Source organism: Streptomyces sp. NPDC053673 (assembly GCF_055585225.1).
In genome coordinates, this window is record NZ_JBVJKN010000032.1 from 37,217 (window position 1) to 53,086 (window position 15,870).

Here is a 15,870-nt window from a genome sequence, read left to right on the forward strand (position 1 = left end):
CGAGCAGGTGGATTACGTGACGATTCTGATGCCTAACGCCGCCGGTGAGCCGTCCATCGGTGGAGGCCTCGGCGACCAGGTCTACAGCCGGCTGCTCGGCGAGCGCATCATCTTCCTGGGCCAGCAGGTCGACGACGACATCGCCAACAAGATCACGGCGCAGCTCCTTCTCCTGGCCGCGGAGCCGGAGAAGGACATCTACCTCTACATCAACAGCCCCGGTGGCTCGGTGACGGCCGGCATGGCGATCTACGACACCATGCAGTACATCCCGAACGACGTCGTCACCATCGGCATGGGCATGGCCGCCTCCATGGGCCAGTTCCTGCTCACCGGCGGCAGCGTCGGCAAGCGCTTCGCCCTGCCGCACACCGACATCCTGATGCACCAGGGCTCGGCCGGTATCGGCGGCACGGCCTCGGACATCAAGATCCAGGCCGAGTACCTCCTGCGCACCAAGCAGCGCATGGCCGAGATCACCGCCCGCCACTCCGGCCAGACCGTCGAGACGATCATCCGCGACGGCGACCGCGACCGTTGGTTCACGGCCGAGGAGGCCAAGGACTACGGGCTCATCGACGAGATCATCTCCGCCGCTTCGGGCGTTCCGGGCGGCGGCGGCACCGGCGCCTGAGCCCGGCCACCGGGGGCCCCTGGCCCCCCGGCGCCGGGCCTGCGCCCCGCCCGCCCCCTTCCGCCCCAGCCACCGAACGCCACCAGGATGGTGAACACGACCATGAACCAGTTCCCCGCAGCCTCCGCGAGCGGCCTCTACACGGGCCCGCAGGTGGACAACCGCTACGTCGTCCCCCGCTTCGTCGAGCGCACCTCCCAGGGCGTGCGCGAGTACGACCCGTACGCGAAGCTCTTCGAGGAGCGCGTGATCTTCCTCGGCGTGCAGATCGACGACGCCTCCGCCAACGACGTCATGGCGCAGCTGCTGTGCCTGGAGTCGATGGACCCGGACCGCGACATCTCGATCTACATCAACAGCCCCGGTGGCTCCTTCACCGCGCTGACCGCCATCTACGACACGATGCAGTTCGTGAAGCCGGACATCCAGACGGTCTGCATGGGGCAGGCTGCCTCCGCCGCGGCCGTGCTGCTGGCCGCCGGCACCCCCGGCAAGCGGATGGCGCTGCCGCACGCACGGGTGCTGATCCACCAGCCGTCCACGCAGACCGGCCGGGAGCAGCTCTCCGACCTGGAGATCGCGGCCAACGAGATCCTGCGCATGCGCGAGCAGCTCGAGGAGATGCTGGCCAAGCACTCCACCACGCCGATCGAGAAGGTCCGCGAGGACATCGAGCGCGACAAGATCCTCACTGCCGAGGAAGCCCTCTCGTACGGACTGGTCGACCAGATCGTCTCCACCCGCAAGAGCACGGCCGGACTGGCCGGCTGACGTTCCACCTTCCCTTGGCGCGGTACACGTCAATGTGAACCGCGCCAAGGGGGGCCCGAACGAGGGGCCCGGCAAGGTACCGTCGGATATGAGGCACCAGGAGCCGCTGAACCAAGCGCTCCCAGGCGAAGGGGAAGCACCTCGTGGCACGCATCGGTGATGGCGGCGACCTGCTCAAGTGCTCGTTCTGTGGAAAGAGCCAGAAGCAGGTGAAGAAGCTCATCGCAGGCCCCGGGGTGTACATCTGCGACGAGTGCATCGACCTCTGCAACGAGATCATCGAGGAGGAGCTCGCCGAGACCTCCGAGGTGCGGTGGGAGGAACTCCCCAAGCCGCGCGAGATCTACGAGTTCCTCGAGGGGTACGTCGTCGGGCAGGAGCCCGCGAAGAAGGCCCTTTCGGTCGCGGTGTACAACCACTACAAGCGTGTCCAGGCCGGCGAGAACGGCCAGGGAAGGGACGACGCGATCGAGCTCGCGAAGTCCAACATCCTGCTGCTGGGCCCCACCGGCTCCGGCAAGACCCTGCTCGCCCAGACCCTGGCCCGGATGCTCAACGTTCCGTTCGCCATCGCCGACGCCACGGCGCTGACGGAGGCCGGGTACGTCGGCGAGGACGTCGAGAACATTCTGCTGAAGCTGATCCAGGCGGCCGACTACGACGTCAAAAAGGCCGAGACCGGGATCATCTACATCGACGAGATCGACAAGGTCGCCCGTAAGAGCGAAAACCCGTCGATCACACGGGACGTGTCGGGCGAGGGCGTCCAGCAGGCCCTCCTGAAGATCCTGGAAGGGACGACAGCCTCGGTCCCCCCGCAGGGCGGCCGCAAGCACCCCCACCAGGAATTCATCCAGATCGACACGACCAACGTCCTCTTCATCGTCGGCGGCGCCTTCGCCGGCCTGGAGAAGATCATCGAGTCGCGCGCCGGCGCCAAGGGCATCGGCTTCGGCGCCACGATCCGCTCCAAGCGCGAGATCGACGCCAGCGACCAGTTCCAGGAGGTCATGCCGGAGGACCTGGTGAAGTTCGGGATGATCCCGGAGTTCATCGGCCGTCTCCCCGTCATCACCTCGGTCCACAACCTGGACCGCGAGGCGCTGTTGAAGATCCTGGTCGAACCGCGCAACGCCCTGGTCAAGCAGTACCAGCGCCTCTTCGAACTCGACGGCGTCGAGCTGGACTTCGACCGCCCGGCCCTGGAGGCCATCGCCGACCAGGCGATCCTGCGCGGAACGGGCGCGCGAGGACTGCGCGCCATCATGGAAGAAGTCCTGATGTCGGTGATGTACGAGGTCCCGTCCCGCAAGGACGTGGCCCGCGTCGTCATCACCGCGGACGTCGTCCACAACAACGTGAACCCGACGCTGGTGCCGCGGATCGTGAAGAACGACGGACGGCACGAGAAGTCCGCGTAAGCGGCACGCACACAGATGGGGCGCCCGGCCCGGTTCCTTCGAACCGGCCGGGCGTCCCTGCCTTTCAGCCAGGCGTGGCTCTGTCGTCAGCCGTTTGTACAGCCTTCTCTTGATCTGCCCATGCAGAAATGATCTTCTTGCATTGCGGCATGACCGACCGCATTGAAGAAACAGGAAACGGGAGGACGAGCATGAAGGTGAAGCGGGTCCTGGCGGCAGCGTGTGTGACCGTGGCAGCGGGCTTCATTCCTCTGGTGACAGCCGCGCCGGCGCAGGCCACCCCCTCAGGATGTGTGGACTACTTGAAGAACAACACGTCTTATGCGATTGGTCCGAAGGTCAACAGCGCGTGCGGCTATGCCGAGGCCATCACCCGGGGCATGTGCAAGGCCGGGCTCCTCTCGATAGGGGTGAGGGAAGTGCATGCCTTGCGGGCATGCAACAGCTGAGAGGGTGATTGAGCGCTCGTAAAGGGCGCCCCGGCCGGTTCGGTGAACTGGCCGGGCGTCCCTGCGTATTGACCGGTGTGCGATCAGACCTTGGTGCGCGAGGTGTTGTAGAGCTTGGCCGCGAGCTCGGCGACCTCGTTCTGCGGCACGGCCTTGCCGCCGGTGCCCATCATCTGAGCCACATCGATGACGTTCACCCCGGCGATCGTGCTGTAGTCGGCCCACGCGCACATGGGCAACTCGAAGGCCTTCGGCCCGATGCCCGACGAAGCGTCGCCGGTGGGCGTGAACTTCGCGTTCTGGCACTTCATGATGGCGCCTTCGAAACCGGCCGGCTCGACGGTGGAGGGCTCGCCGACGAGTTCGATCTTGATGTCTTCCGACTCCTCCTCCTTGTCACCCTCCTCCAGCTTCTTGAACCAGCCGTCGAGCGCCTTCTCCGGGTCGGAGATCTCGCCCCACAGACCGCTGAGGCTCAGTGCCTTGCCCTTCATCGGGTCGGTGGAGTCGCCGGCCTTGTACTGGGCGCCTGCCTGCTGCGGGTTCTTGATACCGAGAAGGGTCTCGGCTTCCTTCTTGTCCTTGTCGGTGAGCTTGTCGTCGCTGTCCTTGTTCTTCTTGTACTCACCGACCGACGCCGCCGGAGTCAGCTTGTACCCCTTCGTGGAGTCGGCGACATCGCCGCCGCCGCCACCGCCCGCGGTGAACCACCAGACGCCACCCGCGACCACGGCGAGCGCGACGACCGCGGCGCCGATGATCAGACCCGTCTTCTTCGGCGCCCCGCCCGGCGGGGGCGGCGGGTAGGCGCCCGGGGTGCCACCGCCGTACGGGGGCTGCTGCGGTGGCTGGCCGTACGGGCCGGGCTGCTGGGGCTGGCCCCAGCCCTGCTGCTGGGGCTGCTGCGGGACACCCTGCGGAGCCTGCTGCGGGTAGCCGTAGCCGGGCTGGGGTGCCTGCGGCTGCTGGCCGTAAGGACCCGGCTGGCCGTACGGGCCGGGCTGCTGGGGCTGACCGCCGTACGGGCCCGGCTGGTTGTAACTCATTCAAGATCTCCTTGCGTGGATAACCCGGCCTTCGGGTCGGGTAGGAAACTCGTCGGTGCGGCGTATATGTCCTAAGCGGGGCATGGCTCCGGTCCCTCGGTACGCGTCGCGTAGGCGTACCCGTCCGCTCTTTGGAGAAGGCGGATGTGCCGGTGGTGGACCCCCTGGATGAGACCGTGCGGGGTGCGGATGTTGAAGCTACCGGTGGACCGGACGGCGAGTCTCCCGGTGTGCGTACCTGCGCGCTTCCCGGTGGGGACCGTGGCTCGCGCGTAGTCGCCGGTGGCGAACCCGAAGACGTGCTTCCGCCGTGGAAGGCGCAAGCGAGGGAACCCGTGTCTGTCGGCACGCGTACGGGCGTAGCTCCCGCGTCCGGTCGCCGCTACGGCCAGGACGGCGCGGGGGTACTGCTGGACCGCGTCGACCACACCCACGCACAGGGCGTCGAGGGTGTGGGACTTGGGCAGGCCGATACGCGTGCGGTTCCACTTGGTGCGTCCGCCGGACGCTCTGCGCACGACAGGGAAGAGGACGTCCAAGGCGCCGGCCAGCGCCGAGCGGGTGGCGTTGACAGCAGCGGCGGGTGAGAGGGGGGTCTTCGCCTGAGCGGTGATCTTCGCAAGCACGTTGGCGCGGCCGGAGAGGAAGTCGTCGATCGCGCGGTTTCCCTTGGCCTCGTTGCAGGGGACGCAGGCGAGGGTGAGGTTCGCGGTGTCTCCTGACGCGGATTCGAGAGCGAGCTGCTGAGGAAGCACAGCTCGGTCGGTCTGCTGTCCTGCAGCGAACGTAGCCATCAAGGTCACCTCCCCCGTGCGGTGATGGCTTGGTCTGGTCACACATGGCTGGTGAGCCCAGCCCGAGGCTGGGGAGTGTGTGACTCCTGGGTTCCCCTCCGGGCACTTATATGTTCCGAACATCTTGGCGGAAACCGGTGGGCCGCGAGGCGGCGGGGTTCACACCGTTACCAAACGTCCAGGTAATTCGTACGGAACTGTGGCGCGGCCAGTGGGCTCAGCGCGGGAGTCTGATGGCAGCCCACACCACTTTGCCTGGTCCGTCCCGTTTGCTCACGGCCCACTCGTCGGCCAACGCATCGACCAGCGTCAGCCCCCGACCGCGCCCCGAATCGATGGTCGGTGAGCACAGAGTGGGCTGCTCGTCCGACGCATCGTGTACCTCGATCCGAACGCCCTTGGGTTCGCGCTCGTAGCGCGTCTCGATCTGCCTCCCTCTGGGTACGCGGGCGTGGACCACGGCGTTGGTGACCAGTTCCGAGAGAACAAGCAGAGCCGAGTCCTCGATCACCGCCAGGCCCCATGCGAGTAGGGCCTGTTGCAGCTCCGCGCGTGCCAGGCCAACACTCCTCGGGTGCCTGGTCCAGCGCCGCACGATGAGCTGCTGTGAAACGTCTTCCATGGTGGTGCCACCGTCCGAAGGTCGTCGGTCCGTTCGTGCAAACGGTGTGACAGGACGGGGAATCAGCCCAGGGACAGGACGTGCGACTCCTGGAATCCGGTAGGACAGTGCGTCCTACGTCCTCTCAGTCTTCGAGTTCGAGACGGATGGCCAGTTCCCTGATGGAGGAGGACCGACGCCGCTCTCGCTCCCGCAGCTCGGCAACCAAGTGCCGGGACAAGGAGTGATATCTCATCCATTCAGGGGCGATCCGCTCGGCGACCAGCAGCGCGCGCGTGGCCTGGGCGTCGTGGCGCAGTTCGGCGTGCGCCACGGCGCGGTCCACGTGGTGCCGGGCAAGCCATGTGGGAGGCAGCGTCGACAGGCTGGGGATGCGCCTCGCGTGGCTGAGTGCCCTGTCGGGCTTGCCCATGTCGACGAAGGCGTTCACGGTGGCGACTCCCGCATTCGTCGGCCCGAAGGGCGTGGCGTAGTCGAGGCGGTCGCTCCCGATTCTCGCCGCGGCCGCAGCGGCGAGAGACAGCAGTTCCTCGGCGCTGTCGTTGCGTTCGGCGCGTACAGCGGCTGAAGCACCGCGCAGAAGCAGAATTCCCCACAGCGAGAGGTCGATCGGGGCCGAACGAAAGCCGGGCTCGATGCGTTCCGCCATCCGTACGGCCACTTGCTCGGCATCGGAGATACGACCCTGCTTGGAGAAGATCCAGGACAGCGATGACACTCCCATGATCTCCAACCGGGGGTCATCGGACTGGCGAGCCGCCGCCATCGAACGCTCGATGGCCGTGTATGCGGCGTCTTCCTTGCCAAAGGCCGTCAGCGTGGTGGCTGCTACCTGATACGCCTCGGCGAGGACGGCGTACGCGGCCGCACGGTCGTCATCCGTGTACTCACGCACCGCGGCACGGGCGTCCGTGAGGAGGACAGGTAGTAACGCTGTGATCTTCGTCAGCTCCCCGCGACGACGAATCTGTTCAGTGCTGCGCATGCCGGCCCGGAGCTGAGCCACGCTAGGGGGCGGTGTGTCCTCCTCGTTCCCGAGGCCGGCGAATTCCGACAACGGCGTCACCGCTTGCCGGAGCGTGAGGAGGCTCGGTGGCTCGTTCCCGTTGGATGAAGCGAGTACTGCTGGGGCCCCGAGCAGTACTGACGTCTCGACGTCCAACGCGCGGGCGAGGCTGTTCAGAGTGCCCATCCGGGCTGTCAGCCGCTGGTTCTGCTCCAGTTTGCGAACGGTGTCGATGCTGAGCTGGGCCTTCTCGGCCAGACCTTCCTGGGTCAGACCGCGGCGCAGCCGCAGTTCGCCCAGCCGGTCTCCGATTGTCGCCGCCATCGCCCTGCCCATCGGGAGAGGGAGTGTGCCGTCAATCACGCTACGCCGCGTGGTCGCCGGGGTGAGGCGGGTTGCGGTATCGGGTTCGAAATGGGGGCGGCCGCCCCCGTAAACTGTGCGCCGTGACCGAGAACACTCAGCATCAGCCAGCCAGCACCCCCGAACTGCCGACCCAGTACGCGCCGGCCGAGGTAGAGGGGAAGCTGTACGAGCGCTGGGTAGAACGCGGTTACTTCACGGCCGACGCGAAGAGCGACAAGCCCGCCTACACCATCGTCATCCCGCCGCCGAACGTCACCGGCAGCCTGCACCTCGGGCATGCCTTCCAGCACACGCTCATGGACGCCCTCACCCGCCGCAAGCGGATGCAGGGCTACGAGTCGCTGTGGCTGCCGGGCATGGACCACGCCGGAATCGCCACGCAGAACGTCGTCGAGCGCGAGCTCGGCAAGGAAGGCGTCTCCCGCCACGACCTGGGACGCGAGCAGTTCGTCGAGCGCGTCTGGCAGTGGAAGGAGGAGTACGGCGGCAAGATCCTCGGCCAGATGCGCCGTCTCGGCGACGGCGTCGACTGGTCGCGTGAGCGCTTCACCATGGACGAGGGCCTCTCGCACGCCGTCCAGACGATCTTCAAGAAGCTGTACGACGACGGTCTGATCTACCGCGCCGAGCGCATCATCAACTGGTGCCCGCGCTGTCTGACGGCCATCTCCGACATCGAGGTGGAGTACCAGGAGGACGACGGCGAGCTCGTCTCCATCCGGTACGGCGAGGGCGACGACAGCGTCGTCGTCGCGACGACCCGTGCCGAGACGATGCTCGGTGACACGGCGGTCGCCGTCCACCCGGACGACGAGCGCTACAAGCACCTGGTCGGCCGGGAGATCAGGCTGCCGCTGACGGACCGTTCGATCCCGGTCGTCGCGGACACGCACGTCGACCCGGAGTTCGGCACGGGTGCCGTCAAGGTCACCCCGGCGCACGATCCGAACGACTTCGAGATCGGCCAGCGCCACGGGCTGACGTCCCTGACGGTCATGGACGAGCGCGGTGTGATCACCGTCCACGGCCCGTTCCTCGGCCTGGACCGCTTCGAGGCCCGGTCCGCGATCGTCGGCGCGCTGCGCGCCGAAGGCCGGATCGTCGCCGAGAAGCGCCCGTACACCCACTCCGTCGGCCACTGCTCGCGCTGCAAGACGACGCTGGAGCCGCGTCTGTCGATGCAGTGGTGGGTCAAGGTCGAGCCGCTGGCCACGGCCGCCGGTGACGCGGTCCGTGACGGCCGCGTCAGCATCCACCCGCAGGACATGTCGAAGCGCTACTTCGACTGGGTCGACAACATGCACGACTGGTGCATCTCGCGCCAGCTGTGGTGGGGGCACCGCATCCCGGTCTGGTACGGCCCGGACGGCGAAGTCGTCTGCGTCGGTCCCGACGAGGAGCCGCCCACCGGCGAGGGCTGGACCCAGGACCCGGACGTCCTGGACACCTGGTTCTCCTCCGGCCTCTGGCCGTTCTCCACGCTCGGCTGGCCGGAGCGGACGCCGGACCTGGAGAAGTTCTACTCGACCGATGTCCTGCTCACCGGCCACGACATCATCTTCTTCTGGGTCGCCCGGATGATGATGTTCGGTCTGTACGCGATGGACGGCGAGGTCCCCTTCCGCACCATCACCCTGACCGGCCTGGTCCGCGACCAGTTCGGCAAGAAGATGTCGAAGTCGTCCGGCACCGCCGTGGACCCGCTGGACTGGATGAACGAGTACGGCTCGGACGCCGTCCGCTTCACCCTGGCCAAGGGCGCCAACCCCGGCACCGACGTGCCGATCGGCGAGGACTGGGTCCAGGCGTCGCGGAACTTCGCGAACAAGATCTGGAACGCCACCCGGTTCGCGCTGATGAACGGCGCCACCGTCGAGGGCCCGCTCCCCGAGCCCGAGAAGCTCTCCGCGACCGACCGGTGGATCCTCTCCCGGCTGAACGCCACGGTCGCCGAGGCCGACGCCTACTACGACGACTACCAGTTCGCGAAGCTCAGCGAGTCGCTGTACCACTTCGCCTGGGACGAGGTCTTCGACTGGTACGTCGAGCTGTCCAAGACGACCTTCTTCGCGGGCGGCGAGCAGGCCGAGGTCTCCCGCCGCGTCCTCGGTGAGGTCCTGGACGTCATGCTGCGCCTGCTGCACCCGGTCGTGCCGTTCGTCACCGAGACGCTGTGGACCACGCTCACCGGCGGTGAGTCCGTCGTCATCGCCGACTGGCCGAAGGACTCGGGCTTCCGTGACGCCGCCGCCGAGCGGGAGATCGAGCTGGTCCAGCGCGTCGTCACCGAGGTCCGCCGGTTCCGTTCCGACCAGGGTCTGCAGCCCGGCCAGAAGGTCCCGGCCAGGCTGACGCTGGACGGCACCGCGCTGGCGCCGCACGAGGCCGCGATCCGGCAGCTGCTGCGGCTGCAGCCGGAGGGCGAGTCGTTCCATGCGACGGCGACCCTGCCGGTCGCGGGCGCGGAGGTCGCGCTGGACCTGTCCGGTGTGATCGACGTGGCCGCGGAGCGCAAGCGGCTCGCGAAGGACCTGGCGGCGGCCGAGAAGGAGAAGGCGCAGGCCACGGCGAAGCTCGGCAACGAGGCGTTCCTGGCGAAGGCTCCGGACAACGTGGTCGACAAGATCCGCGGCAGGCTCGCCAAGGCCGAGGAGGACATCGAGCGCATCGGTGCCCAGCTGGCGAACCTGCCGCAGGGCTGACCCGGTTCGTACGAGGCCCCCGGAGCCACCCGGCTCCGGGGGCCTCGTCATACGCGTGCGTGGCTCCGCAGACCGTGGATGACGGAGGAGGCGCCGTACACGCCCGCCACCCTCGTGCTGCGCCGAGCCGTCGCGCCGCGTCGCCGCGGCGGGCCGGCGGTATGCGGGCCGCTGGGCGGCGTCGCCGCGTGCCGTCGACGCCGTGACCGCGCTCAGCGCCGGGCCCGGGAGCCGGTGTCCAGCGGTACGGGCACGTTCTCGATGCGGGAGTGGGTGGAGAGCATGGGCGGCACGCTGACGGCGGGCCCGAAGGAGGGCTCGTGCCGCGTACGCGCGCTGCTCCCGGCAGGGCTCCAGCGGCCTGTCTTTCCGGGTCCTGCGGGGCTCCAGCGGTTCCGGCAGACGGGCCCCGGTGTGCATGGGCCGGGCCTCGGCGGTTGTGTCGGTGGGCCTCCGTAGACTGGCAGCGTGAGTGAGCAGCAGCCCGATCCTTTTGACGATGCCGACGAGCGTGACGAGGCGGACGAGTTCGACGCGATCGTCGACGCCGAGACCGACCGCGACCCCGACCTGGCGGTGATCGAGGCCGGGAGCCGCACGCTGCGCACGCAGGCCGGATCGCGCCGGGGTGAGCAGGTGCCCTCGCGGCCCGCCGACCCGGAGGTGGACAAGGCGCTGCGCGAGGTGGAGCAGGAGCTCGCCGGCCGCTGGGGCGAGACGAAGCTGGAGCCGTCGGTCAGCCGGATCTCCGCGCTGATGGACGTCCTGGGCGAGCCGCAGCGCGCGTATCCCTCGATCCACATCACCGGTACCAACGGCAAGACGTCCACGGCCCGCATGATCGAGGCGCTGCTCGGCGGCTTCGAGCTGCGCACCGGGCGGTACACATCGCCGCACGTGCAGTCGATCACCGAGCGGATCAGCCTGGACGGTGCCCCCATCGAGGCCGAGCGTTTCATCGCGACCTACCACGACATCAAGCCGTACGTGGAGATGGTGGACTCGGCACAGGAGTTCCGGCTCTCCTTCTTCGAGGTGCTCACGGGCATGGCGTATGCCGCGTTCGCCGACGCTCCCGTGGATGTGGCCGTCGTCGAGGTCGGCATGGGCGGCAGCTGGGACGCGACGAATGTCATCGACGGGTCGGTCGCCGTGGTCACCCCGATCGATCTGGACCACACCGACCGGCTCGGCTCCACCACGGCCGAGATCGCCGGTGAGAAGGCCGGCGTCATCAAGCAGGGCACGACGGTGATCCTGGCGCAGCAGCCGGTGGACGCCGCGCAGGTGATGCTGAAGAAGGCCGTCGAGGTCGATGCGACGGTGGCCCGTGAGGGCATGGAGTTCGGTGTCGTCTCCCGTGAGGTCGCGGTCGGCGGGCAGCTGCTGACCCTGCGCGGGCTCGGCGGGGAGTACGAGGAGATCTTCCTCCCGCTGTACGGCGCCCACCAGGCGCACAACGCGGCGGTGGCGCTGGCCGCGGTCGAGGCGTTCTTCGGTATCGGCGCGCAGCATGCGCGCACGCTCGACGTGGAGACGGTGCGTTCCGCGTTCGCGTCCGTCGTCTCGCCGGGCCGGCTGGAGGTCGTGCGGCGCAGTCCGACGGTCGTCCTGGACGCCGCGCACAATCCGGCGGGGGCGCGGGCGGCCGCCGAGGGCATCACGGAGGCCTTCGGGTTCTCCCGGCTCATCGGTGTGGTCGGTACGAGCGGCGACAAGGACGTGAAGGCGCTCCTGGAGGCGTTCGAGCCCATCTTCACGGAGATCGTCGTCACGCAGAACTCCAGCCATCGGGCGATGGACGCCGATGAGCTGGCCGCGCTCGCCGTGGAGGTCTTCGGCGACGAGCGGGTGGTCGTCGAGCCGCGGCTCGACGACGCGTTGGAGGCGGCCGTCACGCTCGCCGAGGAGGAGGCGGAGTACGCGGGCGCCGGCGTCCTGGTGACCGGCTCCGTGATCACGGTCGGCGAGGCCCGGCTGCTGCTGGGGAGGGGCTGAATCCCATGCGTACGCTCTGTGCGTCCACTCTGATCGGCGAGTTCTTCGTGATCGGCTTCGCCGGTCTGGTGGCCATGAAGGACCCGGATCTGTCCGTTGCCACGGTCTGGGCGGTCAGCGGTGTCGCGATGGTGCTGTCACTGCTGCTGTGCGGGATGATCACCCGCCCCGGCGGGGTGCAGCTCGGCTGGGCCCTGCAGATCGGCCTGATCGCGAGCGGTTTCGTGGTCCCCACGATGTTCTTCCTCGGTGCGGTCTTCGCGGGCCTGTGGTGGGCCTCGGTCCACTACGGCCGCAAGGCCGACGAGGCGAAGGCGAGATGGGCGGCGCAGCAGGCGCAGCCCCAGTAGCCGGGCCTGTCCGACGCCGTGGGGCGGCATCCGGCCGGCCCCGGTCCGGGTGCCGCCGTTCGGTCGCACCCCTGTAGCCTCACCTCACCGCACACGTTGCCTGCAAGGAGCCGTACATCATGACCCAGCGCACCCTCGTCCTCCTCAAGCCGGACACGATCAGGCGTGGTCTGGTCGGCGAGATCATCGGCCGTATCGAGGCGAAGGCCGGCTGGCAGATCACCGCGCTGGAGCTGCGCCGGCTCGACCGCGAGACTCTGGAGCAGCACTACGCCGAGCATGTCGGCCGGCCGTTCTACGAGCCGCTCGTCGAGTTCATGCTGTCGGGCCCCGTCGTCGCGCTCGTCGTCGAGGGTGAGCGCGTCATCGAGGGCGTGCGCCAGCTCGCCGGCCCGACCGACCCGATCGCCGCCGCCCCCGGTTCCATCCGTGGCGACTACGGCACGATCGTCCGGGAGAACCTCATTCACGCGTCGGACTCCGAGGAGTCCGCCGAGCGCGAGCTCAAGCTGTTCTTCCCGGCAGTCTGAGGACTTCCCTTCGCGGATTCTTCCTGATTGCCTGTCAGCCATACAGCGCCCACAGCCTGGGGCGACCGAAGGAAATTCGGTCGCCCTTCGGCATACGAACCGCGATAGCGGGAACGCATCGCTCCGACTGGTCGTCACCCTTATTGAGGCGGGCCAGCGCGCGGTGTCCGGGCAGGCGGCACTACGATGGAAGCTCCACGCCACAGCACCCGTACATCACCCTCCTCGCCGACCTGAAAAGCCATCACAGCTCGATTTGGGAAGGCCCGACGCATCCTCATGGGACACAAGGGGAACTCAATGTCGTTCATCGGCCGTGACATGGCTGTCGACCTCGGGACCGCCAACACGCTGGTGTACGTCAGGGGTCGTGGGATCGTCCTCAACGAGCCGTCGGTCGTCGCCATCAACACCAACACCGGCGGCATCCTCGCGGTGGGCTCCGAAGCCAAGAAGATGATCGGCCGCACGCCCGGCAACATCGTGGCGGTCCGTCCGCTGAAGGACGGTGTGATCGCCGACTTCGAGATCACCGAGCGGATGCTCCGCTACTTCATCCTCAAGATCCACAAGCGCCGCTGGGCGGCCCGTCCGCGCATCGTCGTCTGTGTGCCGTCGGGTATCACCGGTGTTGAGCGGCGTGCGGTCATCGAGGCCTCGACCCAGGCCGGTGCCCGCCAGGTGCACATCATCGAGGAGCCCATGGCGGCGGCCATCGGGGCCGGTCTGCCGGTCCACGAGGCCACCGGCAACATGGTGGTGGACATCGGCGGCGGTACCACCGAGGTCGCCGTCATCTCCCTCGGCGGAATCGTCACAGCACAGTCCATCCGGGTCGCCGGCGACGAGCTGGACAACGCGATCATCCAGCACATCAAGAAGGAGTACAGCCTCCTCCTCGGTGAGCGGACCGCCGAGAGCATCAAGATCACCATCGGCTCGGCGTACGACCTCGACAAGGACGAGCACACCGAGATCCGCGGCCGTGACCTGGTCTCCGGCCTCCCGAAGACCGTGGTCATCTCCGCCGCCGAGGTCCGCAAGGCCATCGAGGAGCCGGTCAACGCGATCGTCGACGCCGTGAAGACCACGCTCGACAAGTGCCCGCCGGAGCTCTCCGGCGACGTCATGGACCGCGGCATCGTCCTCACCGGCGGCGGCGCGCTGCTGCGCGGCCTCGACGAGCGACTGCGCCACGAGACCGGCATGCCCATCCACATCGCCGAGGACCCGCTGGACTCGGTTGCGCTCGGCTCGGGCAAGTGCGTCGAGGAGTTCGAGGCGCTCCAGCAGGTGCTGGACGCCCAGCCGCGCCGCTAGCGGAGGCCGCTCTCCGCCGTACGGGCGTCTACCGACCCGTACGGCGGATCGTTGATACAACGGCATAAAGCACCACACGAGCAACACCGCAGAGCACAACGGCATACACATTCCGACGAGGAAGGCACGGCCGCCGCACGTGAGGGACACGAAAGAGAGCCGGTTGCTCCTGGTCCTGCTGATCGCCATCGCGTTCGCACTGATCACGGTGGACATCCGCGGCGGCGAGGAGTCACCGGTCGACGGCGCCCGGCAGGCCGCCGCCGCTGTTTTCGGACCGGTGGAGAACGGCGTGGCGGCCGCCGTCGATCCGATCGGCAACGCCATAGGAGCGGTCCGGGACTCGGGGGAGCGTCACGACCGGATCGCCGTGCTGGAGCGGGAGAACGCGGCCCTCAAGGCGCGGCTCGGCAGCGACGACCGCAACCGCAGCCGGGTCCGTCAGCTCGACAGCATGCTGAAGAAGGCGGCCAACGGGCAGTACGGCATCAAGGCCGCCGAGGTCATCGCGATAGGAGCCGCCCAGGGCTTCTCCTGGACGGTGACGATCGACGCCGGTTCCCGGGACGGCATCCTCCGCGACATGACCGTGCTCAACGGTGACGGGCTGGTCGGCCGGGTCACCACCGTCGGCCCGGACACCGCGACCGTTCTCCTCGCCAACGACCCGGACTTCACGGTCGGTACGCGCATGGAGCGCACCGACGAGCTGGGCTTCGCCACCGGACAGGGCGACCGGCCGCTGTCGGTACAGCTCCTCAACGGCAAGGCCAAGGTCAGGAAGGGCGACCGGCTGGTCACCTTCGGCTCGCAGGCCGACAAGCCGTTCGTGCCCGGTGTCCCGGTCGGCGAGGTCGTCCGCGTCGACCCCTCCGGCGGTGACCTCACGCGGACCATCTACGTCCGCCCGTACGTCGGATTCACCAAGCTGGACATCGTCGGAGTCGTCGTGCAGGCGCCCCGTACGGACCCGCGTGACGCGGTCCTGCCCGCGAAGCCGAAGCCGACCCCCACGCCCACCGTGACCGTGACCGTCACCCCGTCGCCGAACGGCGAGGACCAGGCGCTGGGCGGGGACCAGGCGCTGGACCGGGGACAGGAACAGGACCAGGGCCGGAGCGACCCCCTGGTCGACAGCACAGACGCCGTCACCGGCCGCGACGACGAGTAGCAGGAGGAGCTGAACACCATGCGCTTCAACCGGATGCTGCTCTCCACCACGCTCGTCGTGGTCGCACTCGTCGTCCAGGTGACCGTCCTCTCCCGCCTCCAGCTGCCCGGGGCCGTCCCCGATCTGCTGCTGCTCGTCGTCCTCGCTCTCGCCCTCGTGTACGGGCACACCAGCGGTGCCCTCATCGGCTTCGGCGCGGGGCTGCTCGCCGACCTCGCCCCGCCCGCCGACCACGCCGCGGGCCGCTATGCCCTGGTGCTGTGCCTCATCGGCTACCTCGCCGGACTCGCCCGGCCCGAGAACGGCCGGCTCACCTCGGCCACCGGTCCGATGGTCGTCGTCGTCGCCGCCGCGATCGGCTCGACGCTGCTGTACGCGGGCGTCGGCGCGCTGGTCGGTGACACCGCCGCCCGCCATGTCGGCCTGGGCTCGCTGCTGTTCACCGCCGCCGTGTACGACCTGCTGCTCGCGCCGTTCACCGTGCCGCTGATCATGGCGTTGGCGAGACGCGCCGAGAACGATCCGCTCGCCGACAACCAGGCCGGCGGCGGCGATGTCTCCAGCGGCTGGGCCTCGTCCGGCACCGGCCTGCGCATCGGCCGCCAGCGCAGCGGACTGCGGATCAAGGCGGCCAGGACCCGGGCGACCCGCGCCGGCCGCATCAGGGGAGTCAAGCGACTGTGACCGAGG

At 68.5% G+C, this 15,870-nt stretch carries 15 protein-coding genes; 11 read left to right on the forward strand and 4 right to left on the reverse strand.

What is annotated here, in order from left to right; all coding sequences use genetic code 11:
- Positions 1-28 precede the first annotated feature (28 nt).
- From ACZ6ZQ_RS31510 to ACZ6ZQ_RS31525, 4 genes are all read left to right on the forward strand, one after another.
- On the forward strand, positions 29-634 hold the full coding sequence (locus ACZ6ZQ_RS31510; RefSeq protein ID WP_469771952.1) for an ATP-dependent Clp protease proteolytic subunit: 606 nt from the start codon (positions 29-31) through the stop codon (positions 632-634).
- A gap of 87 nt (positions 635-721) precedes the next feature.
- Positions 722-1,405, forward strand: coding sequence for an ATP-dependent Clp protease proteolytic subunit (locus tag ACZ6ZQ_RS31515; protein ID WP_469771925.1), 684 nt, complete (start codon positions 722-724; stop codon positions 1,403-1,405).
- A gap of 143 nt (positions 1,406-1,548) precedes the next feature.
- Complete coding sequence (gene clpX / locus ACZ6ZQ_RS31520) at positions 1,549-2,826, forward strand: ATP-dependent Clp protease ATP-binding subunit ClpX (protein WP_017944896.1); 1,278 nt, start codon at positions 1,549-1,551, stop codon at positions 2,824-2,826.
- A 149-nt stretch (positions 2,827-2,975) separates the two neighbouring features.
- A complete protein-coding gene (locus ACZ6ZQ_RS31525; protein WP_469771926.1) occupies positions 2,976-3,275 on the forward strand; it encodes a hypothetical protein in 300 nt (99 codons plus the stop codon).
- Between the two features lie 83 nt (positions 3,276-3,358).
- On the opposite strand, the gene ACZ6ZQ_RS31530 is transcribed toward ACZ6ZQ_RS31525, so the two are convergent.
- From ACZ6ZQ_RS31530 to ACZ6ZQ_RS31545, 4 genes are all read right to left on the reverse strand, one after another.
- A complete protein-coding gene (locus tag ACZ6ZQ_RS31530) occupies positions 3,359-4,321 on the reverse strand; it encodes a hypothetical protein (protein ID WP_469771927.1) in 963 nt (320 codons plus the stop codon).
- Between the two features lie 71 nt (positions 4,322-4,392).
- On the reverse strand, positions 4,393-5,115 hold the full coding sequence (locus tag ACZ6ZQ_RS31535; RefSeq protein ID WP_469771928.1) for a hypothetical protein: 723 nt from the start codon (positions 5,113-5,115) through the stop codon (positions 4,393-4,395).
- Positions 5,116-5,332: 217 nt separating this feature from the next.
- Positions 5,333-5,737 (reverse strand): ATP-binding protein, encoded by a 405-nt coding sequence (locus ACZ6ZQ_RS31540; protein ID WP_469771929.1) that lies wholly within the window; start codon positions 5,735-5,737, stop codon positions 5,333-5,335.
- Positions 5,738-5,861: 124 nt separating this feature from the next.
- Positions 5,862-7,067, reverse strand: a complete 1,206-nt coding sequence (locus tag ACZ6ZQ_RS31545; protein ID WP_469771930.1) for a helix-turn-helix domain-containing protein — start codon at positions 7,065-7,067, stop codon at positions 5,862-5,864.
- Positions 7,068-7,189: 122 nt separating this feature from the next.
- Here ACZ6ZQ_RS31545 and ACZ6ZQ_RS31550 point away from each other — a divergent pair, with 122 nt between their 5' ends.
- The 7 genes from ACZ6ZQ_RS31550 (at position 7,190) to mreD (ending at position 15,864) form a co-directional block, all read left to right on the forward strand.
- A complete protein-coding gene (locus tag ACZ6ZQ_RS31550) occupies positions 7,190-9,811 on the forward strand; it encodes a valine--tRNA ligase (RefSeq protein WP_469771931.1) in 2,622 nt (873 codons plus the stop codon).
- A 468-nt stretch (positions 9,812-10,279) separates the two neighbouring features.
- Positions 10,280-11,809 (forward strand): bifunctional tetrahydrofolate synthase/dihydrofolate synthase, encoded by a 1,530-nt coding sequence (gene folC, locus ACZ6ZQ_RS31555; protein ID WP_469771932.1) that lies wholly within the window; start codon positions 10,280-10,282, stop codon positions 11,807-11,809.
- Positions 11,810-11,814: 5 nt separating this feature from the next.
- Positions 11,815-12,159 (forward strand): DUF4233 domain-containing protein, encoded by a 345-nt coding sequence (locus ACZ6ZQ_RS31560; RefSeq protein ID WP_453661671.1) that lies wholly within the window; start codon positions 11,815-11,817, stop codon positions 12,157-12,159.
- 119 nt (positions 12,160-12,278) lie between these two features.
- The gene (ndk, locus tag ACZ6ZQ_RS31565; protein ID WP_469771933.1) at positions 12,279-12,689 is read left to right on the forward strand and encodes a nucleoside-diphosphate kinase; all 411 of its coding nucleotides are present in this window, start codon (positions 12,279-12,281) and stop codon (positions 12,687-12,689) included.
- 300 nt (positions 12,690-12,989) lie between these two features.
- Positions 12,990-14,009 carry a rod shape-determining protein gene (locus tag ACZ6ZQ_RS31570; protein ID WP_469771934.1) on the forward strand — a complete coding sequence of 340 codons (1,020 nt, stop codon included), beginning with the start codon at positions 12,990-12,992 and terminating at the stop codon, positions 14,007-14,009.
- Between the two features lie 139 nt (positions 14,010-14,148).
- Complete coding sequence (mreC, locus tag ACZ6ZQ_RS31575) at positions 14,149-15,180, forward strand: rod shape-determining protein MreC (protein WP_469771935.1); 1,032 nt, start codon at positions 14,149-14,151, stop codon at positions 15,178-15,180.
- An 18-nt stretch (positions 15,181-15,198) separates the two neighbouring features.
- The gene (mreD, locus tag ACZ6ZQ_RS31580; protein ID WP_469771936.1) at positions 15,199-15,864 is read left to right on the forward strand and encodes a rod shape-determining protein MreD; all 666 of its coding nucleotides are present in this window, start codon (positions 15,199-15,201) and stop codon (positions 15,862-15,864) included.
- The last annotated feature ends 6 nt before the right edge of the window (positions 15,865-15,870 follow it).